Genomic DNA, 19,792 nt, shown 5'->3' on the forward strand with positions numbered 1-19,792 from the left:
TTGGCACGCGGATGTGCTACCCGGTATGTCGATTTTCGAAAATAGCGATCCCTTCCGGGCCAGGCGGAATTAAAAAATGAGCCGAAAGAAAATCTGTTAATAATTAACTGTGATTACTATCCTTAAATAAGTCAGTTACGGCTGGCTATAGTGAGAAATGGTGTACTTGAGCCGGGTATTACTTTTACCCAGCTTTCTGGCAATGTTGCTTTTGTACGCCCCGATTGTTTTTTCGCTTTTTTGCGATACTCCGGCGATTTGTGCCAGTGACCACCCGCGGGCTAGCATCATCATCACATTGAATTCGTTGGTCGTTATTTTTGTTTGTAGTTCTTTGATATTGCGTGGATTTTTCTGTCGATGATACGAGTGATTGTTTGCAATAGCTGATCAAGACTGGTGTCCTGATCGAGGAACTGCAGGGCCATTCCGCACACTGTTTGAAAAATAGAAAAAGTGGCTTCATCGGCTAACACGATGATCGTTGTGGATGGTCGTATAGCCATGTTGCGGATAATCCTGGCATATTTTAAAAAATCTGACTTGTCAGGATTAATAATGATGCAATCCGTTTCATAAGATAGCGTTTGGACGGCAGAAAGCGTCTGGGAGGAATGGTACGCGATATCAATATATAATGATGAGCCACGTAGGATTTCTCGCATGCCTAGCCAGGGGTAAATTGAGTCACCCAAAAAATAGCTTTAGACATAACGATCTCCTTGAAATTTTGGTGCAAGCAGTCGCCTCTTTTTTTGGTTAAAAAAGAGTTTCTCGCGATGCATGAAATGTTAATTAATTCTCGTATGCCCTAAATAATTCAAGTTACAGGAAGTCCGGGGAGAGAATTCCCTGGCGTACAGATACTATGTGGCTGAGGTGAACTAACGCAGCCAACGCATATGTAACTTGAAGTATGACGGGTATATTTCGCTCTTTGCTTTGAACGTATCCTTATTTATTCGGATATCAACAGATAATATCTGTCTTTATTTAAATCATTAACTATTCTTAAAGTGGATATTACACTTTGTTAAAATTTAAGATAAATCGTTTATATCACCTCTGTGAAGATGATTGATAGATTTCGCTTATTGATCTGCGAAGTTTTGTGTCCGTCGATTCGATAATGACAGGGGATTCCTATAGGTTTAGAGGGGGAATACTGTTAATTGTTATTAATTTCAAACAGATATGTGATTTTCTTAACGGGGTAGGAAACAACCAGGAGAATTCTTAATCAAAGGCCGGGCAGGGAAGGAGCTAAATGTTTGGAAGGAGAAAATAGTGTTTAATTTGAATTAATGGGCTGAAAATGAAAATAATTTAGATTTATATTCTTGTTTTGTTAATATTTTAAGGTGTTTAATCTGAAGTAAGCTTTTTGTGCTTAATCTGAAAATCAGTCTTGCAGCCGCTTTTTTGTCTGCTTTTTGTACGCGCATTTTCTCAGCCAGCCAATAGCTCTTGCTCCACTTGTTGTACCTGCATTTCCAGCGTAGTGCGGATTTCGGTCAGTGCCCGTTGCTGATCGGAGAAGTAGGCTTCTTTGTCTGTTACTGAAGTAGCAAGACGCCAGGCGTTTTCCGCTTCCAGATCGCTAATCTCTTTGAGCAGCGCATTAATTTGCTCCCTGAGCTGCTGAATCTTGCTACGTAAATGCTGCAGATCGTTTAATCGGTCACTTGCCATCATCGGTTCGAGTCCGCTTTGTAACTGGGTCAGCAATGCCCGAACTGCGGCCAGATCGGCATTTTGTCGTGCCTGATTAAGCTGCACCATCATCTGATGGGCTTTCTCTTTCAGGTCATCCGCTACCACGTCCGGGTGGCAAAGGCGACTGGCCTGACGCCACAGGCGTTTTAACTCATTACGTTCATCCGCTGAAAGCCGCTGGTCGCGGGTGTAGCGGTGCTGCGCATCCTGCTGTTGTTCCTGATATTCATCATATTCGTGGCTGGCTTCCTCCTGTGCCTGACGGGTCGCGCTGTCGTCCTGGCGAGAAAAGTCGTTTTCCAGTTCACGAATTTCCGCCAGCAGGGCGGTGATAAGCTCAGTCTGTTGCTGAATGCGCTGGCGAGTTTCCACGGATTCGCGGGAGTCCGAACTCAGATTTACCCAGTGCTGCTTGAGTTTCGCCAGTTGATCAACGGCCTGTGAAATATAGTGCAGACAGGACTGATAATCTTTTTCGCGACGTTTTCGTTCTGCTTCCTGCTTACGTTGTGCGCTGGCGGCCAACTGCTTACGCAGTTCGAGAATTCGGCTCATTAACGGTCCGAGGCGAAGATGATACAGGTCATTGAAATCATCGAGGATTTGAATGCGCGTGTTGCGCTTATCAATCAGATCACGCAGTTGGGTTTCAAGCGCTTTCAGTTCGAGCTTACTGGCGGCAATGCCGGGGTCCTGCCACGTTGATACTGCGCGCTGGGATTGTAGCCAGTGCGTAATTTCACGCAGGGCATCGCCGAAACGCCGTTCTTCAATCGCCTGCACGATGACGCCGGGAATGACTGGCAAAGGTTCATTTTTCAGATGCGCCAGCTGCTGGAAAATAATCTCTTCATCTTCCAGTTCGATGGCGCTTTTGACGATCTCAAGTCGTTTAATGATCTTATTCATGACAGTCGTTGCCTGGCGTGGTTCAAAAACGAGTGACTGAACCACGACAGGTTCACCCGTTTGAAAATGTTGGAAAAACAGTAAAGTGCATTCTGTGGCCTGCGATGCCTTTTCGTCCAGAATAATTAACTGTAATTATGAAAAAGCGGTACTGGCGCGCACTTCTTCATGTCTTTAAACCCTCGTTTCATCTTTTTTATTCACCGGCTAATTATTCTTGATCTGATAAAGATAATGCGTATAGTTCTCATTCTCTTTTGATATTAACAATCTGCGTGAATTCTGGTAAGGATCCTGACAATGAAAAAAACAACATCCGCTCTGGCATTGTTGGCTGCCGTTGCATTGAGTGGCTGCACAGCTAACGCCACGCCAGCCAGTAACCCGCTGGCACAGGAAAAAGCAATCGCACCGGCAGCAACGGATATTCAGCAACGCGCACTGGCTGACGGCTTGTATGAAATGGCGCTGAGTCCTGCGGGTGATGCGCTGTACGTCGCCAGCGCGGAAGGGTTCAAAGATGTTCAGGGTGGGGTGGTTTACAAGCTGGATCCGCAAACGCTGAAGACCATCGGTCTGAGCCACACCGATCTGAAAAACTTTGGTATGGCTATCTCGCCAGACGGTAAAACGGTGTATGTCACCAACTCTCTGGATGGTGGTCTAAGCGCGCTGAATGCCGCAGACGGCAAAGTGAAGAATCGCGTGCTGTTCCCGGAACGTAACCCGCAAGGTTTCCCATACGGTGCGCGTCAGGTACTGCTGCATAACGGTCTGCTCTATATTGGCGCCGTTGCCGATCCGGCGGTGATCTGGGTGGTTGATGCCGAAACGCTGAAACTAAAAACCCGGATTAAAAATACCGGTAAATGGATGACCGGACTGCATTACTCAGAAATGACGCAGCGTATTTATGCGGCAAATGGCGGCGGTGAAATCCTGGTTATCAACCCGCGTACTCAGCGCGTTGAAAAACGCTGGCAGCCGCTGGGCGATAAACCCGCGTTGCTGTTGAATATGGCGGAAGACCCGCAAACCGGTCGCCTGTTTGTCACCGACAATTCCAAAGCGAAAACGACATTGGTGTTGGATATTCATACGGGCAAGCTGCTCAAACAACTGGATATCGGGGATTCTCTGGCGGTGAAATTCAATGCGAAGCGTAATGAAATCTATATTACCCAGCGTGATTCCGGAAAATTGCTTAGCCTGAACGCAACGGATTACAGCGTGAAGAAAAGCTGGGAGCTCCTCCCCAATCCAAACAGCCTGTTGCTCTCTGCTGATGGCCAAACCTTGTTTGTCACCGTGAAACAGAAATTCAATAAAGACCACTCCACCTCCGCGCCAGATAACGTGGTGCGTATTGAACTGAATAAATAATAACAACATGTTGCCGGGGCGCTCTCCGGCAACGTCGTCAGACTTTAAATGGCATGGCTATGGACAACACTAAAACATACGCACAATTAATGAGAAAAACTGTGCTGGCCGCTACTATTGGCGCGCTTTCCGGCACGGTGAATGCTGCTGAAACCCCGACAGAAGCGGAAGATACCATTGTCGTACAGGCTGCAGAGGGACGTGATTTTAAACCCGGTGGCGATACGTTACTGCCTGCTTTTCTCGACGGCCAGGTCGCCAATGGCGGCAGGCTGGGGATGCTTGGTCAGCAAAATGCCATGGATGTGCCATTTAACGTTATAAGCTACACCTCAAAACTGGTCGAAGATCAGCAAGCTAAGACCGTAGCCGATGTTGTCGCCAATGACGCGAGCGTGCAGGCGGTGCAAGGCTACGGTAACTACGCAGAGACATACCGTATTCGCGGTCTGAAACTTGACGGCGATGATATGACCTTTGGTGGATTATCCGGTGTGCTGCCGCGCCAGGTGGTGGATACGCAGATGATCGATCGCGTTGAAATCTTTAAAGGCGCGAATGGATTGCTCAATGGCGCGGCCGGTAGCGGCGTTGGCGGAATGATTAATCTTGAACCCAAGCATGCAGACGATACGCCGATCACACGCCTTGGTATGGACTACACCAGTGACTCACAGGTGGGAACGTCGCTCGATGCCGGACGTCGTTTTGGTGACAATAACCAGGCCGGCGCCCGTGTGAATCTGTTGCATCGTGAAGGGGAGGGGGCGGTTGACGACGATAAACGTCGTACCACGCTGGCATCGCTGGGACTGGATTACCGTGGCGACCGTTTCCGCAGTTCATTAGACGTCGGGTATCAAAAAAAGACGTTTCACGGCGGTAACATGGGGATCAATGTCTACTATGTACCATTTGTCCCCGATCTGCCGAAAAATACGCACAACTATAGCCAGAGATGGGGTTATAGCGATATTGAAAATGAGTTCGGAATGGCGCGCACGGAATATGATCTGACCGATAACTGGACCGCTTATGCTGGTTTAGGTGCGCAGCACGCGCATGAAATTGGTTTGTACAGTGCCCCGGAAATATACAACCAGGCCGGTGACGCCAAAGCCGGACGCCTTGATACCAATCGTATTATTGATGCGTTCAGCGGGATGGCAGGGCTGCGCGGGAATTTTGATACGGGTTTTGTGTCACATAAGGTTAATGTAGGCTATTCCGCCGTCACTAAAGAAGACAAAATCGCCTGGCGCATGGGGTCACGTGCCGCACGTCCGGACGTCAATATCTACGATACGCAAGCTGTAGCAAAACCAGCGGTGACGGCGACGGGAGGTAACTATAGCGATCCGTTAACCAGTGGACGTACGCGTAGCCAGGGGTGGTTACTCAGCGATACGTTGGGCGTGCTTGATGATCAGCTTCTGTTTACCGTCGGTGCCCGCCACCAAAAGGTCGTGGTACGTGATTACAACAAAGAAACAGGCGCTGAAAACGTTAAGAACAGTTTTGATGACAGCCGCTGGATGCCGACGTACGGTGTCGTATATAAGCCGTGGCAGGAACTTTCTCTTTATGCGAATCATACCGAATCGCTACAGCCTGGCAGCACCGCGCCAAGCAGTGCGGTGAACTACGGTCAAAGCACCGGAATCATCCATGCAAAACAGAATGAGGTTGGAGTCAAAACAGACTTTGGGCGTGTAGGCGGTTCACTGGCGCTGTTTGAAATCAAAATGCCGGTTGCGCAGTTGGATAGCCAGACCCGGTATTACGCAATCAACGGTGAGCAGCGTAATCGTGGCGTGGAGCTGAATGTATTTGGTGAACCGGTGTTAGGACTGCGGCTGAACGCCAGTGCAACGTGGCTGGATGCGACGCTCAGTAAAAATCAAAACGGTGTCAACGACGGTAAGACGGCAATCGGCGTACCGGACTTCTATGCGGTGCTGGGGGCTGAATATGATATTAAACCTGTTGAAGGACTCACCGCGACGGCACGGCTGAACCATTCTGGCGCTCAGTATGCCAACGCGGCAAATACCAAGAAACTCGACAGTTTTACCACACTGGATTTAGGTGTGCGTTACCGTATGTCACTCAATCAAAATCAGAACCAGATGATTTTGCGTGCAGGGGTCGATAACGTCACCAACGAGAATTACTGGTCAGGTATTGATGATACCGGGACTTATCTGTTCCAGGGCGAGCCACGCACGCTGAAGGTTTCCGTCAGTTACGACTTCTGATTTTTTTCCTGGGCCTCGGTGCGTTGGGCAAGGATGCCCGGCGTATCCAAACGATTGCGCCTTGCGACAACCAGGTTGAAATGTTAAAAGAAGCCCCTTCAATAAAAACCACACAGGGGTAGGGCGTGAAAAACGCGTCAACTGCATCTGACACCAGCGTGTCTGATGCCGCGTCGACGAATGAACCGACGCTTCAGCGGGGGTTGCAAAACCGCCATATTCAGTTAATTGCGCTGGGCGGCGCAATTGGTACAGGCTTGTTTCTGGGAATCGGCCCGGCTATTCAGATGGCGGGACCTGCTGTATTACTCGGTTACGGTGTTGCCGGGATTATCGCGTTTCTGATCATGCGTCAGCTGGGCGAAATGGTGGTTGAAGAACCCGTTTCCGGATCGTTTGCCCACTTTGCCTATAAATACTGGGGTCCGTTCGCGGGTTTCTTGTCTGGCTGGAACTACTGGGTGATGTTTGTGCTGGTTGGCATGGCAGAACTCACCGCAGCCGGAATTTATATGCAGTACTGGCTGCCTGATGTCCCAACCTGGATTTGGGCCGCGGCTTTCTTCGTGATTATCAATGCGGTCAACCTGGTCAACGTGCGTCTGTATGGCGAAACGGAATTTTGGTTTGCGCTGATCAAAGTCCTGGCGATTATCGGCATGATTGGCTTTGGTATCTGGATGCTGGTTTCCGGCAACGGTGGCGAACATGCAAGCATCGATAACCTCTGGCGTTATAACGGCTTTTTCGCGACTGGCTGGAATGGACTGATCCTGTCGTTGGCGGTGATTATGTTCTCGTTTGGTGGTCTGGAACTGATCGGAATTACCGCTGCCGAAGCGCAGGACCCGCAAAAAAGTATCCCGAAAGCGGTAAACCAGGTGGTGTATCGTATTTTGCTGTTTTACATCGGCTCATTGGTGGTGCTGTTGGCGCTGTATCCGTGGGTGGAAGTGAAATCCAACAGCAGTCCGTTTGTGATGATTTTCCATAATCTTGACAGCAACGTGGTGGCTTCTGCGCTGAACTTTGTCATCCTGGTGGCTTCGCTGTCGGTGTATAACAGTGGCGTCTACTCTAACAGCCGTATGCTGTTTGGTCTGTCGGTACAGGGAAATGCACCGAAGTTCTTAACCCGAGTCAGCCGTCGTGGCGTACCGGTAAACTCATTGATTCTGTCCGGCGCGATTACGTCGCTGGTGGTGCTGATCAACTATGTGTTGCCGCAAAAAGCCTTCAGCCTGTTGATGGCGCTGGTGGTTGCGACGCTGCTATTGAACTGGATTATGATCTGTCTGGCGCACCTGCGTTTCCGGGCGGCAATGCGTCGTAAGGGGCGTGATACTCAGTTTAAAGCGTTGTTGTATCCGGCGGGTAACTACGTGTGCATCGCCTTCCTTGGTATGATTCTGGTGCTGATGTGCACCATGGATGATATGCGCCTGTCCGCTATCCTGCTGCCGGTGTGGATCCTGTTCCTGTTCGTGGCCTTCAAACTGCTGCGTCGCAAGTCCCGCTAATATCTAACCGATCTCATCCTGGTGATGAGATCGGTCCTTTCTTCATGCTACCGATTAACGCTGAAAGACACCTGCCAGGGCGCGAATATCATTTCCGCTAGGGGATTGATGAATGCGTAAACCAAACTCTTCGACGACGGCAAAAATATGGTCGAAGATATCAGCCTGAATACTTTCATATTCCAGCCACACCACCGTATTGGTAAACGCATAAATTTCAATCGGTAAACCGTGGTCATCTGGTGCAAGTTGGCGCACCATTAATGTCATATCTTTGCGAATACGCGGGTGGTGGCGTAAATATTCGTTCAGATAAGCGCGGAAGGTGCCGATATTGGTCATCTGGCGATGATTCAATACGGACTCAGGCGCATCTAATTGCTGGTTCCACTCGCTGATTTCCTGGTGGCGCGTGGTCAAATACGGTTTCAGCAGATGCGCTTTATGCAATCGCTGGCGTTCATCTTCATCAAGAAAATGAATGCTGGTGGCATCGATGCTGATGCTGCGTTTAATCCTCCGACCACCGGAAGCCGACATCCCGCTCCAGTTTTTAAACGAGTCTGATACCAGCGACCAGGTGGGGATCGTGGTGATGGTATTATCCCAGTTGCGCACTTTTACGGTGGTTAAGCCAATATCAATAACCGCACCATCTGCGCCGTATTTCGGCATTTCCAGCCAGTCACCAAGCTTAAGCATGTCGTTGGCTGAAAGCTGTATTCCGGCCACCAGACCGAGAATCGGGTCTTTAAACACCAGCATTAATACGGCTGCCATGGCACCCAGACCGCTTATCAGTATTGCCGGCGATTGGCCTATCAGCAGGGAAATCATCAGGATCCCGACGAGGATGGCGGCAATCAGTTTGATACCCTGAAATATACCTTTCAAGGGTAACTGGGATGCGGCAGGGATTTTTTGCGACAGGTTGAGAATAACGTCCAGCAGAGAAAACAGGGACAGCAGGGCGTACATCATGATCCACAGCTGTGCGCAAGTCACTAATATATCTGCCGCTTCACTGCCTTTTTGTAGCCAGAGTGTGGCCTGTATATTGACGATGATACCTTGTAGCGTAAACGCCAGACGGTGGAATAATTTGTTCTGCGTGATAATTTGCAACCACAGACGGGAACTGGTGCTGGCACGTTTTTCAAATGCGCGTAATACCACCCAGTGCAAAATAACGTGAACAATAATGGCGGTGATAAAAATAATGCCAAAAATCATCACCAGTGAGGTGGTGTGATTTATTTCAATGCCGAGTTCTTCTACCTGAGATATCAATTCCTGCATAATGTCTCCTTAATAAACAGCGGTCTATGATGACCGCTGCGTGGAGCTTATGCAAATATGGGGATCAGACTTCTGTCAGCGTCGTTTCTTGCGGCAGACGTGATTTTGGTAGGGCGGCGTTGAAGTCTTCTACGCTGTGATGACCCACCGGGACCACGACAACGCTGGTGTAACCTTTTTCTTTCAGACCAAACTCTGCATCCATCACTGCCGCATCAAAGCCTTCAATCGGCACTGCATCCAGACCCATTGCTGCAACGCCCAGCAGGAAGTTACCGACGTTCAGGTACACCTGTTTTGCCATCCAGTGGTTGTCATCTTTCAGTTCTTTGCGATGCATATCAGCAAAGAAGGTACGACCTTTGTGGTTTGCGGCTTTGGCTTCAGGGGTGGCGAAGCGTCCATCGCGCTCTTCTTGATCCACCACGCGCTCCAGCCACGCATCGTCCATCGCCGTTTTGGCGCAGAACACCACGACGTGGGAAGCATCCAGCATTTTACGTTCGTTGAACACGAAGCCGCCGGCTGCGGATTTAGCCACCCGCGCTTTTCCTTCGTCAGTGCTGGCAACGATAAAGTGCCATGGCTGAGAGTTGGTACTGGACGGACTAAACTGCAGCAGTGTTTTTAATTTTTCGGCCTGCTCAGCGGTCAGTTTTTTAGTCGGATCGAATGCCTTAGTGGAGTAACGTTTTAAGGCGACAGAAACAATATCCATAACTACTCCTGGTGGTTTTTTATACCCTGCGGGTACGTTTTGTTTCAGCAGGGTACAGGGTTAGCGGGAAAATGATAAGACCGAAAAATGCAAAAACACTTATCGACGCTAACGATAAATCAGCCAGGCCGCAGGCGTTTTTGATCCCGCTTAGGCAGGCCGTCTACCACCCGATGCCATGAGTCGTTCACCAGGTCAGTCAGTAATGACTCGCTAATATCATCGCCGGGGTAGACGGATATCCAGTGCTTTTTATTCATGTGATAGCCCGGTTCGATACTGCGGTAAATCTGCTGATTCAGCAGTGATTTTTGTGGGTCTGATTTCAAATTAACCAACGGACGACCGCGCTGCTCTGAGACAATCATAAAAATCTTACCGCCGACTTTGAAGACATCGTATTCAGGGCCGAACGGCCAGCATTGCTCAGTAAAAGGCAGTTCGAGCGCAATACGTTTAGCACAAGCATGCAGCGTTTGGCCGTCCATTATTTTTCCTCGCGGGTCAGTGCGCGCCACATGGCCTCAAACCCCATCGAAATATATTCATTCGCGCGGGCAGGATCGCGGGCGGCAAATTCCATGGTTGTTTCTGCCAGTGAAAGAAAAAGCCCATCACCGAAGGCACGATATTCGTCAGACATAAATTCAGGGCGAACGGAACGATGACATAAATCGCGCAGTTCCGGGAACATATCATCAGCCTGCTGTTCGGTTTCTTTGCTGATCTTTTCGCTGACGGCCAGTTGGCGGATAGTGCGATGTCCACAAGTATGGTCCAGACCCCAACTGATGTAGCTGTTCCAGATGTAGTGAGTCATGGTTTTGGCATCGGTCACTGAGCGATCCAGATTTGCCATCATTGACTGGCAGAGGTCTTGCTTTAAATGGAGGTAAAGCTCGTTGATCAGATCATCTTTTGTTGCGAAATAGCGAAACAATGTTCCCTCTGCGACACCTGCATTGCGGGCAATTACGGCGGTAGAGGCCGCAATGCCTGATTGTGCAAATGCTGCGGTTGCAGCTTCCAGTAATGCCTGTTTTTTGTCTTCACTCTTCGGACGAGCCACTACACTTTACCCCTAAGTCTGTAAAAAAATAGGATTGAATCACGGCCTTTGCAGCACCGCAACGGCGAATGTCAAAGATTGAAAATCATCTTGACGACAAACTTTCGATTTCTATAATGAGTGCTTACTCACTCATAATCAAGAGTCAGTCGCGCAACCCAGCGGAAAGGGGGCGCGTTTAAGGTCAGGATATGAAGCGTCTCACAGTTTGTGTGGTTGTTATTATGCTCATTGCCGCAGCAGCAAGTTTACCGTTTGTCCTCAATGCCGGATTTGGTCAGGCGCCGCAAGGAGCACAACTGAGTCAGGTTGAACAGTCGCCACACTATCGTGATGGACAGTTTCATAATCAGGTCCCGACCCCGGGCTATACCGGCAACAAAGGTATGCTGGCGGCCTGGTGGGATTTTCTGATCGCGAAGCGAGAAAACGCGCGACCCGCGCAGCCGTTACCACTGGTTGCGACCGATCTCGCCAGTTTATCGCCAGAGCAGGATACCCTTGTCTGGCTGGGACATTCCTCGTGGTATTTACAGTTGGCGGGCCAGCGTATTCTTATTGATCCGGTGTTGAGCAATTATGCCGCACCGTTTTCATTCCTGAATAAAGCTTTTGCTGGTGAGTATCCGTGGACCGCGCAGACGATGCCGGAGATCGATCTTCTTATTATCTCGCATGATCATTATGACCATCTGGATCTCGCCACCATCAAGGCCCTGATGCCGAAGATTAAGCGCGTGATTACGCCACTTGGCGTGGGATCGCACCTGCGTTACTGGGGAATGAACAGCGAGATTATTGAGGAACGTGACTGGAATCAATCCGTCAAAGTGACGGACTCGCTGATCGTCCATGTCCTGCCGGCCCGCCATTTTTCTGGCCGGGGGATTAAACGTAACCAAACGCTGTGGGCCAGTTTCATGTTTGAAACGCCGGAACAGAACGTTTACTACAGCGGTGACTCCGGCTACGGGCCGCATTTTAAAGCGATTGGCGAGCAGTTTGGCAAGGTCGATTTGGCAATCATGGAAAATGGTCAGTATGACCCGGACTGGAAGTTCATTCATATGATGCCGGAAGAAACCGCCCAGGCTGCGGCCGATCTCCACGCGAAAGCGGTATTACCCGGACATGCGGGTCGCTTCGTTCTGGCAAAACACACCTGGGATGATCCCTACAAAAGACTGGCACTTGCCAGTCGCCGCCAACATTACCGATTGCTGACGCCGATGCTGGGTGAGCCGGTAGCACTGTCCGAACCGGACCAACAGTTTACGGCCTGGTGGCAGCAGGCAACGCAATGAACAGAGGGGAGAGCATGATGACGATTTCTGCTCAGGTAATTGATACGATTGTTGAATGGATTGATGATAATTTGAACCAACCCTTGCGCATTGATGATATTGCGCGCCATGCGGGGTATTCAAAATGGCATCTGCAACGCCTTTTTTTGCAGTACAAAGGCGAGAGCCTCGGGCGTTATATTCGTGAACGTAAGCTATTATTAGCGGCACGCGATCTGCGCGATACCGACCAAAAAGTTTACGATATCTGTTTGAAGTATGGCTTCGATTCGCAGCAGACTTTCACGCGTATTTTTACCCGTACGTTTAGCCAGCCGCCTGGGGCGTATCGTAAAGAAAATCACAGCCGCACACATTAACGGTATACGGGTTCTCGCGGGTCTATTCTGCCAGCGAGAACCAACGCCGCCAGATGAAGCGCAGTACAAAATATTCAATCACCCCGAGAAGCAAGAACCACAGACAAAACAACAAAGTATAAAACTGATTAAGATCCATTAAATGAAAGGTTGTGACTAACTTTTGCGCCAACGCCAGGCCAAGCGAAGGGGCGGGCAGCAGCAGGCAGGAAAGCAGAGCCAACAGCAGTATCCCGGCGGCGGTCATCAGTGATTCAAGCGGGTGTTTCATGGCATTGTTAAACTTGAGTTAAAAAGCCATTGTCCGGGATCTCGTTGGTTAACGCAAACGTCGCGCTTAATGCCCCGCCCAGATCTCACAGTGTTTTTTCACCAGTCCACTCAGCGAGCCACCGTTTGCCACAAAATCACGCATGTGCCGTACCTCATTGTGACCCTTTTTCACCTGCTGATGTAAGGTGTGAACGGCACTCGCTGCCCCCACTTTTTCAGCCGACGCAGCGACAGTGTTCAGTAAGCGTATCGTGTCATCCGCCAGGCAGTGGTGATCCCCGGTATTCACGTCGGTGAGAATTCCTTCCATACCAAAACGACAGGCCTGAAAACGGTTGAACTTGTACAACAGATAATCATTTTCCTGATGCCTGAATGGCCGTTCGGTGAGTAACCAGTGGGCGGTAGCCTGAATTAGCCCGGCTATGTTGAGGGCGTGCTCAAGGGTCAACGGGGTGTCCATCACCCGTACCTCTACCGTGCCAAAATGCGGACTGGGGCGGATGTCCCAGTGCAAATCTTTAATGCTGTCAATCATGCTGGTATACGCCAGTCGGCGAAAGAGCCTGGTAAATTCCTGCCAGTTGCTTACCCACGGCATCGGGCCATTATCGGGAAATCCGGAGAAAATGTTCAGCCGTGCGCAGGCAAAGCGTGTATCGGCAGCCTGCATATAGGGGGAGGCCGCAGAGAGCGCAATAAAGTGGGGGACAAATCGTGACAGGCCGTGCAGCAGGTAAATCGCATCGTCACCGTTGGCACAACCGATATGAACATGCTGACCGAAAACCGTTGCCTGCTGAATAAGGTAGCCGAAGTTCTCCAGGTTCCGCCGATAGCGTTCGTCATCACACACTTCCTGACGCTGCCATGTCTGAAATGGGTGCGTACCACCACCGCAGATTTCGAGGTGAAGCGTTTGGGCTGCGCGCAAAACAAGGTGTTGTATGGTGGAAAACTGCGCGGCCGCCTGGTCAACATTGCAACACACCCCGGTCGCCATTTCCAGCATACTTTCGGTGATATCGTGCTTCACCTCGCCGACAGTGAGTTCTGACTTCACGGCGTCAATCAACCTGGACGCGTCCTGACTCAGATCGTAGCCCGGAGGATTGATTACCTGCATTTCCAGTTCAATACCTAACGTAAAGGGGTCTGAGACATGAAAATCGGGTAGTGACATCGTGTTCTCCTGAGCGTTGATTTCTAATCAGTATAGAAGGGGCGGCGATTTTCTGTGCTGCGTGAAAAATCCCTGGCCAGCGCTTTGAAGGTGAAATGGCGGGTGCTATAACGTGGTTTTTGCTTGCATAACAGGGGGTGAACAGTGCCAGAGATAAATCTGTATGGGCAGACGGTGGGTGATGCCCTACCGGACTGGAATGGCGCAACTGCGCTGCCACGGAGTGTGCTTATCGGACAATATTGCCGTCTGGAGCCCCTGAATGCTGACCGCCATGCCGCCGATTTGTTTGACGCCTACGCGCAGGCACCTGACGAACGTGACTGGACCTGGCTTGCCAGCACGCGTCCGGCGAGCGTAGAGGAGGCCGTGCGCTGGGTCACGGGTAAATCAACGGATGCCACTTTGGTTCCCTATGCGGTGATTGATTTACAATCCGGGCGCGCCGTGGGGTTAGTCTCATTTATGGCGATCGACCTTGTAAATGGCTCGGTCGAGATAGGCCATGTGACCTGGTCGCCACGAATGAAGAATACGGTGCTGGGTACTGAAACCGTCTGGCTGTTGCTGCGCCAGGCGTTTGCGCTGGGCTATCGCCGCGTGGAGTGGAAATGTGATTCCCTGAACATCGCATCCCGACGTGCGGCGGAGCGTTTAGGGTTTATCCATGAAGGGCGCTTTCGCCAAAAGATGGTGCGCAAGGGCCGTAATCGCGACAGCGACTGGTTATCAATGATTGACGATGAGTGGTCACAGTGTGACGCTGTTTTGCAGCGTTGGCTGGCAGCGGATAACTTTGATGAAAAAGGGCTGCAGCGCCAGTCATTGGCGGCATGTCGGCAGCAATAGTACGCTTCAGAAAAATTAACGATGCGCCCGCAGTCAGTACAGTCATGGCATGGGCGCATTTATTATGGGTGCTGATTCACTAACGGGTTTGCCAGCGGGTACGTTCGACGGCGCTTTGCCATTCATGCCAGCGTTTTTGCAGTCTTCCATGGCGTACCATATCGGGCTGGAACGACACGTGATCGGGCAGGTAGTCGTGTAACTGGCTGGTTGCTATACCCAGCAGGTTCTTGCGTGCCAGCAGTCCTGCACCTATCGCGGAAAGTTCAGGGATATCGCTGCGCATGACCGGACAGCCCAGCAAATCAGCCTGATACTGCATCAGCCAGTCATTTTTTGTTGGTCCACCGTCAACCATTAACGCACTGAGTTGAAAGCCTTTGTGCTGGCGCATCGCGGATACAACATCGGCAATCTGATAGGTAATGGACTCTAGTGCTGCACGTACCAGATGTGCGCGCTTTACTCCGCGGCTAAGACCGTGAATCAATCCTCTGGCATCTTCATCCCACCAGGGGGCGCCTAGTCCGGTCAGTGCCGGAACAAAATAGACGCCCAGTGTCGAGTCAACCGTGGCAGGCAGTGTATTGAGCTCGTGCAGCAATTGCGCGTCCGGTAATTCGCTAAGACCTGTGCTATCGGCCATCCATGCGACAGCGTCCCCGGTATGCGGAATATTGCCCTCCAGACCGTAGACCAGGGTATCACCATCATGCCAGGCGATGGTCGTTGCCAACGCGTTCACCGCAGACTGTGTCGTGAATACAGGAGCCATAACGGAAGATCCGGTGCCATAGGTGGCTTTGACACAGCCTTCGGTCCCCAGTCCATGAGCAAACAGCGCGGCATGAGAGTCGCCGATCATCGCCAGAATAGGGATGCCATCAGGTATCGTCGCCAGGCCTTGTGTGACGCCAAAAGGGTAGCTGGAAGGGCAAATTTCAGGCAGTGCCTGTCGTGGGATACCAAACAGCGCCAGCATCTCGCTATCCCATTGGCCACTGTTCAGATTGAGCAATTGCGTACGCGAAGCGTTCGAGATGTCGCAACGAAATGACTGGCCGTGTGTCAGGTTCCACAATAACCAGCTATCGATGGTTCCGAGACATATTTCGGCTTGCTGTGCGAGCGCCATACCGTTGGGAACAGACTCCAGTAGCCAGCGCATTTTAGAGGCAGAAAAGAGCGGGGCGACGGGTAATCCGGTGGCGGATTTTATGTGTGCCTCTCGGCCCTGTTCACGTAATGCACGACAAAAATCGGCCGTCCGCGAACACTGCCAGGTGATGGCAGGGCCGATGGGGCGTCCGCTGGTACGATACCAGCCGATCGCCGTTTCACGTTGATTGCTGATCGCCAGCGCGGCGACGCGATGTGCGCCAACGGCAGCAATGGCTTGTGCTACCACAGCCAGCGATGCTTCCAGCAGCGCATCGCCCGACTGTTCAACCCAGCCTTCGCGGGGCGTGTGGATCGCCAACGCCTGGGAGAATTTCGCGACCACATTTCCCTGGCTATCCAGCGCGACGGCTTTGGCATTGGTGGTGCCTTCATCGAGCGCAACAATAATGTCTTTTTGTGCTGACATTGTTTTCTCCAGCCCCTCTGATTCCCTGAGCATTAGCGATGGAAAAAGGTGTCCACCCCGAGATAGCGGGTGAAAGCTTCATGCAGCACCTCGGCACTGGCAGAATGGTTCATGGCCACGTGATGCTCAAAGCCGTTGCGACAGATCCAGGACAGTAGATCCTCCAGATGAGGCACCTGAATTACCGCGCGACAGCCAACCGTATCCAGTGGATCGTCAACCGATTGCCCTTCCCCGACGTAGGCTTTGATTTCACCGGTTAAATCGTCGGTGCTCAGGCGGAAGTAGGTCAGTGCACCGCTTTTCATGCGTCCATGTACCGCACCACAGGTGTTCTCTTTTCCCACCGTGGTGCCGATGATATCTGCCGTGCCCATCTTCGGGTTATCCAGACTGGCTGATGCGAAGTTACCGCAGTGAAACAGGACACATTTGTCACGATCGTCGCCGAAATTATTATTCCAGTCAGCAATCGATGCAGGGCTTAAATTACTGCTGGCGAGCGCGTACATTGACAATGCACCCATCACGTCCACTTCGCAGGCGCTGGGCATTAACTGCCCGGACATTACGCTCATGATCGAACAAACATTGATACCCAAATTTTCCTGCAGCGAGGTCCAGCACTGGATGGCTGTCGTATCAATATCGTTGGCAACAACCCATTCGCTGATAACGACAAACAGTTTTGCCATTGTGACCAGTTTGTCAGTTGGAATGGTGCTGGCGTCGGCGTTATCCAGCAACAGACGTCGCTTCTCCTCCACGCGAATATCGTCGTCGCGCAGTCGTTTGATGCGGGTAAAGACTTCAGACAGGTCCAGTGTTTCCACGGCGATCCCCAGCCTTTCGAGTAATTTTTCGCTGTAGCGGACGGTATTAAACCCGGCCGGACGTGCACCGATTGCGCCGACGCGTACACCGCGCATGCTGGTAACAACCCGGCAGATTTGTTCGAAGCGTTTCAGATCCTGTTCAAACACTTCGCCTGACAGATCGCAGACATGCTGAGTGGTCAGCGTAAACGGTATACCGTACTGGCGCAGGTTATTGCACAGGGAGATCTTGCCGCAGAAGCTGTCACGGCGGGTGGCCAGTCCCATTTTATCAAGATTGTCCTCCTGCGCCTGTACCAGCACCGGCACATTTAAACCAGAAAGACGCAGCGTTTCCGCTATCGCTTTTTCGTCGCCAAAGTTAGGCAACAGTACCACCACACCGTGAATGTCATCGCGGTGTGTACGGAATAATTCAGCACAAATTTTCGCATCCTGACGGGTTTCAACCCCACCGAGCTCGGTCTGCATATCGTCGAGCATAATGGTTTTAATGCCCAGCCGGTCAAAGAGTGCGCTGGCCTGTTCGCGGGCTTCAGCAACCAGATAGCTCGGGAAAAATCCCCGATTGCCAATGATGACAGCCATGGTCAGTTGTTGAGGAATTCGGGACATAGCTTTCTCCAGTAAGTGTTCTGTTATTATTGTTTTATCGTGTTGCCTGTAACAGCGCGGTGGCGTTTTTCACGACGCCCGCTGCGTCAATTTCGTGGCGCGCGCGTGTTGCCGCACGATCGGCGGCGATGGCATATTGGCCATCGCCAATGCCTAATCTACGCAGTGGAATCGCACTGCCTGCTTCTGCCAGCACTTCAGCCACCAGACTACCCACGCCACCATTCACGTTATGTTCTTCTACGCTGACCACAGCCTTGCAGTGGGCTAATGCCGCCAGCAACTGTTGGGTATTACAGGGGCGAATTGACGGTACACTGATTACGCTGGCATCAATACCAGCCTGTTCCAGCTGTGTGGCAGCCTCGACAATTTCATGCACGGTTGAGCCCATCGCGACCAGCGCAACATCTTTTCCTTCCCGCAGAATATCGATATTCCCCGGGGCGAAGCGGTAGTTTTCGTCGTGCAATTCGGGCAAGGCTTTGCCATCAAGGCGAATATAAACCGGACCAACGTGGCTTAAGGCATAGTCGATAATTTGTCGGCATTCCACTGGACAGGATGGGGCGTAAATCTCAATATTGCCAAAACCTCGCAGCACGGAAATGTCATCAATGCTGTGGTGCGTACTGGCGAGCGGGCCGTAGCTGGCCCCCGCGTTCAGACCAATCAACTTCACGTTGGTATTGTTGTAGCAAATGTCGACTTTAATTTGCTCATTAGCCCGTGAAATCAGGAAGGGCGCGGCGTTACAGGTGACGGCGATTTTACCGCCCAACGCCAGACCAGCAGCGGCGCCGACCAGCGTCTGTTCGGCAATACCTACGTTGACCAGACGGCCGGGAAATTCCTGCATAAATGGGGCGATTTTAGCTGTTGATGTTGAGTCGGCCACGACGGGCACAACATCCATCCCGCGTTTGACTGCGGCAATTAACGTGTTCACCATCACGGTGGCGAGGTGTTCGCTATTACGCATCTTTCAGTTCCTCCAGCGCCAGTTCAATTTCTTCTCCTTTTGGCACACGGTGATGCCATTCCGGGCGGCCCTGAATAAAGGAGATCCCGGCCCCTTTGGTGGTGTGTGCAATGACAACGTGCGGTTTGCCTTCGGGTGTTAATCCTTCCAGCGTGCGCACCACATCATTCATATCGTTCCCACGGCACTCTGTAACCTGCATGCCGAAGGCACGCCATTTTTCATCCAGCGGATCGGTGTTCATGATCTCTTTGGTTGCTCCGGCGAGTTGGAGGTTATTTTTATCGTTGATAATAATGAGGTTATCGAGTTTATAGTGGGCGGCGACCAGGGCCGCTTCCCAGTTACTGCCTTCGGCCAGTTCACCGTCACCGGTGACGACAAATACCCGGCGCTTGCTATTGCTACGTTTAGCTGCCAACGCAATCCCTACTGCAACCGGTAGGCCGTGACCAAGAGCCCCTGTGTTCAGTTCGATTCCTGGTGTTTTATGTTTTACCGGATGGCCTGGTAGATGCGAATCGGCGTGTTGGTAGGTCGCCAGCCAGTCCACCGGAATAAACCCCGCTTCTGCCAGTACACAGTAGTACCCCCCCACGGCATGACCTTTCGACTGGATGTAGATATCGCGCTCGTCGCTCTCTTTAAGCGCCACAGAGCAGTTCAGGATGCGAAAATAGAGTGCTGTCAGCAGTTCAACCTGCGACAGGTCAGCGCCAGTGTGCCCGCCAGCCGGGCTTTCAGCATTCAACACGATTATGCGGCGACGCACGGCACGTGCTTTCTTTTCTAGCTCTGGTATTGAGAGCAAAAACGGATTCATAAGACACCTCTTGAATGTTTAATCTTAGTTGAATAAATATTCCGTACGGGTGCAGTAGTGCAACTGTCTCTCTATTCACTGCGTAATCTGCAGATAAAACAGTCTGTC

19 protein-coding genes are annotated in these 19,792 nt (G+C 51.2%); 6 read left to right on the forward strand and 13 right to left on the reverse strand.

The genetic code is table 11. The features are described 5' to 3' along the window. Positions 1 to 135: 135 nt before the first annotated feature. The 3 genes from OGY19_RS22820 to OGY19_RS22830 all read right to left on the reverse strand — a co-directional run bounded on the left by OGY19_RS22820 (position 136) and on the right by OGY19_RS22830 (position 2,625). Entirely contained in the window at positions 136 to 294 is a 159-nt protein-coding gene (locus OGY19_RS22820; RefSeq protein WP_286597257.1) for a LuxR C-terminal-related transcriptional regulator, read from the reverse strand. 20 nt (positions 295 to 314) lie between these two features. Continuing rightward, positions 315 to 665 (reverse strand): hypothetical protein, encoded by a 351-nt coding sequence (locus tag OGY19_RS22825; RefSeq protein ID WP_286597259.1) that lies wholly within the window; start codon positions 663 to 665, stop codon positions 315 to 317. A 784-nt stretch (positions 666 to 1,449) separates the two neighbouring features. Then, a complete protein-coding gene (locus tag OGY19_RS22830) occupies positions 1,450 to 2,625 on the reverse strand; it encodes a coiled-coil domain-containing protein (RefSeq protein WP_048212354.1) in 1,176 nt (391 codons plus the stop codon). A gap of 300 nt (positions 2,626 to 2,925) precedes the next feature. On the opposite strand from OGY19_RS22830, the gene OGY19_RS22835 reads away from it, so the two are divergent. From OGY19_RS22835 to pheP, 3 genes are all read left to right on the forward strand, one after another. Continuing rightward, positions 2,926 to 4,008 (forward strand): YncE family protein, encoded by a 1,083-nt coding sequence (locus tag OGY19_RS22835; protein WP_115600798.1) that lies wholly within the window; start codon positions 2,926 to 2,928, stop codon positions 4,006 to 4,008. Between the two features lie 59 nt (positions 4,009 to 4,067). Further along, complete coding sequence (locus OGY19_RS22840; RefSeq protein WP_286597260.1) at positions 4,068 to 6,266, forward strand: TonB-dependent receptor; 2,199 nt, start codon at positions 4,068 to 4,070, stop codon at positions 6,264 to 6,266. A gap of 125 nt (positions 6,267 to 6,391) precedes the next feature. Continuing rightward, positions 6,392 to 7,786 carry a phenylalanine transporter gene (pheP, locus tag OGY19_RS22845; protein WP_061067477.1) on the forward strand — a complete coding sequence of 465 codons (1,395 nt, stop codon included), beginning with the start codon at positions 6,392 to 6,394 and terminating at the stop codon, positions 7,784 to 7,786. 54 nt (positions 7,787 to 7,840) lie between these two features. Here pheP and OGY19_RS22850 read toward each other — a convergent pair whose 3' ends face one another. From OGY19_RS22850 to OGY19_RS22865, 4 genes are all read right to left on the reverse strand, one after another. Beyond that, positions 7,841 to 9,085: a mechanosensitive ion channel family protein gene (locus OGY19_RS22850; protein WP_115600796.1), complete on the reverse strand. Its 1,245-nt coding sequence runs from the start codon at positions 9,083 to 9,085 to the stop codon at positions 7,841 to 7,843. A gap of 64 nt (positions 9,086 to 9,149) precedes the next feature. After that, complete coding sequence (nfsB, locus tag OGY19_RS22855; protein WP_061067479.1) at positions 9,150 to 9,803, reverse strand: oxygen-insensitive NAD(P)H nitroreductase; 654 nt, start codon at positions 9,801 to 9,803, stop codon at positions 9,150 to 9,152. A 119-nt stretch (positions 9,804 to 9,922) separates the two neighbouring features. Further along, entirely contained in the window at positions 9,923 to 10,291 is a 369-nt protein-coding gene (locus OGY19_RS22860) for an MmcQ/YjbR family DNA-binding protein (RefSeq protein WP_048212349.1), read from the reverse strand. Next, complete coding sequence (locus OGY19_RS22865) at positions 10,291 to 10,872, reverse strand: TetR/AcrR family transcriptional regulator (protein WP_048212348.1); 582 nt, start codon at positions 10,870 to 10,872, stop codon at positions 10,291 to 10,293. The genes OGY19_RS22860 and OGY19_RS22865 overlap by 1 nt, the downstream gene beginning before the upstream one ends. Positions 10,873 to 11,063: 191 nt before the next feature. Here OGY19_RS22865 and OGY19_RS22870 point away from each other — a divergent pair, with 191 nt between their 5' ends. Both OGY19_RS22870 and OGY19_RS22875 read left to right on the forward strand, forming a co-directional pair. Next, on the forward strand, positions 11,064 to 12,176 hold the full coding sequence (locus OGY19_RS22870) for an MBL fold metallo-hydrolase (RefSeq protein WP_115600795.1): 1,113 nt from the start codon (positions 11,064 to 11,066) through the stop codon (positions 12,174 to 12,176). A 17-nt stretch (positions 12,177 to 12,193) separates the two neighbouring features. After that, positions 12,194 to 12,535 carry a RamA family antibiotic efflux transcriptional regulator gene (locus OGY19_RS22875; protein WP_005122005.1) on the forward strand — a complete coding sequence of 114 codons (342 nt, stop codon included), beginning with the start codon at positions 12,194 to 12,196 and terminating at the stop codon, positions 12,533 to 12,535. A 22-nt stretch (positions 12,536 to 12,557) separates the two neighbouring features. Here OGY19_RS22875 and OGY19_RS22880 read toward each other — a convergent pair whose 3' ends face one another. Together OGY19_RS22880 and OGY19_RS22885 are read right to left on the reverse strand one after the other, a co-directional pair. After that, a complete protein-coding gene (locus OGY19_RS22880; protein WP_061067481.1) occupies positions 12,558 to 12,806 on the reverse strand; it encodes a DUF1158 family protein in 249 nt (82 codons plus the stop codon). 66 nt (positions 12,807 to 12,872) lie between these two features. Then, positions 12,873 to 13,991, reverse strand: a complete 1,119-nt coding sequence (locus OGY19_RS22885; protein WP_115600794.1) for a YbdK family carboxylate-amine ligase — start codon at positions 13,989 to 13,991, stop codon at positions 12,873 to 12,875. A 144-nt stretch (positions 13,992 to 14,135) separates the two neighbouring features. Between OGY19_RS22885 and OGY19_RS22890 the strand changes: the two genes are divergently transcribed. Continuing rightward, the gene (locus tag OGY19_RS22890; RefSeq protein WP_115600793.1) at positions 14,136 to 14,840 is read left to right on the forward strand and encodes a GNAT family N-acetyltransferase; all 705 of its coding nucleotides are present in this window, start codon (positions 14,136 to 14,138) and stop codon (positions 14,838 to 14,840) included. A gap of 79 nt (positions 14,841 to 14,919) precedes the next feature. On the opposite strand, the gene OGY19_RS22895 is transcribed toward OGY19_RS22890, so the two are convergent. The 4 genes from OGY19_RS22895 to OGY19_RS22910 are packed head-to-tail and all read right to left on the reverse strand — an operon-like array spanning position 14,920 to position 19,684. Continuing rightward, positions 14,920 to 16,428, reverse strand: a complete 1,509-nt coding sequence (locus OGY19_RS22895) for an FGGY family carbohydrate kinase (RefSeq protein WP_048212344.1) — start codon at positions 16,426 to 16,428, stop codon at positions 14,920 to 14,922. Positions 16,429 to 16,460: 32 nt separating this feature from the next. Further along, positions 16,461 to 17,879, reverse strand: a complete 1,419-nt coding sequence (locus OGY19_RS22900; protein ID WP_286597266.1) for an L-fucose/L-arabinose isomerase family protein — start codon at positions 17,877 to 17,879, stop codon at positions 16,461 to 16,463. 34 nt (positions 17,880 to 17,913) lie between these two features. Beyond that, complete coding sequence (locus tag OGY19_RS22905; RefSeq protein WP_048212342.1) at positions 17,914 to 18,861, reverse strand: transketolase family protein; 948 nt, start codon at positions 18,859 to 18,861, stop codon at positions 17,914 to 17,916. After that, on the reverse strand, positions 18,854 to 19,684 hold the full coding sequence (locus OGY19_RS22910) for a transketolase (RefSeq protein ID WP_061067485.1): 831 nt from the start codon (positions 19,682 to 19,684) through the stop codon (positions 18,854 to 18,856). Before OGY19_RS22910 ends, OGY19_RS22905 begins: the two co-directional genes overlap by 8 nt. Positions 19,685 to 19,792: the final 108 nt, after the last annotated feature.

Origin of the sequence: Citrobacter sp. Cy070, assembly GCF_030332245.1 — a bacterium.
Classification (GTDB): Bacteria; Pseudomonadota; Gammaproteobacteria; order Enterobacterales; family Enterobacteriaceae; genus Citrobacter; species Citrobacter youngae.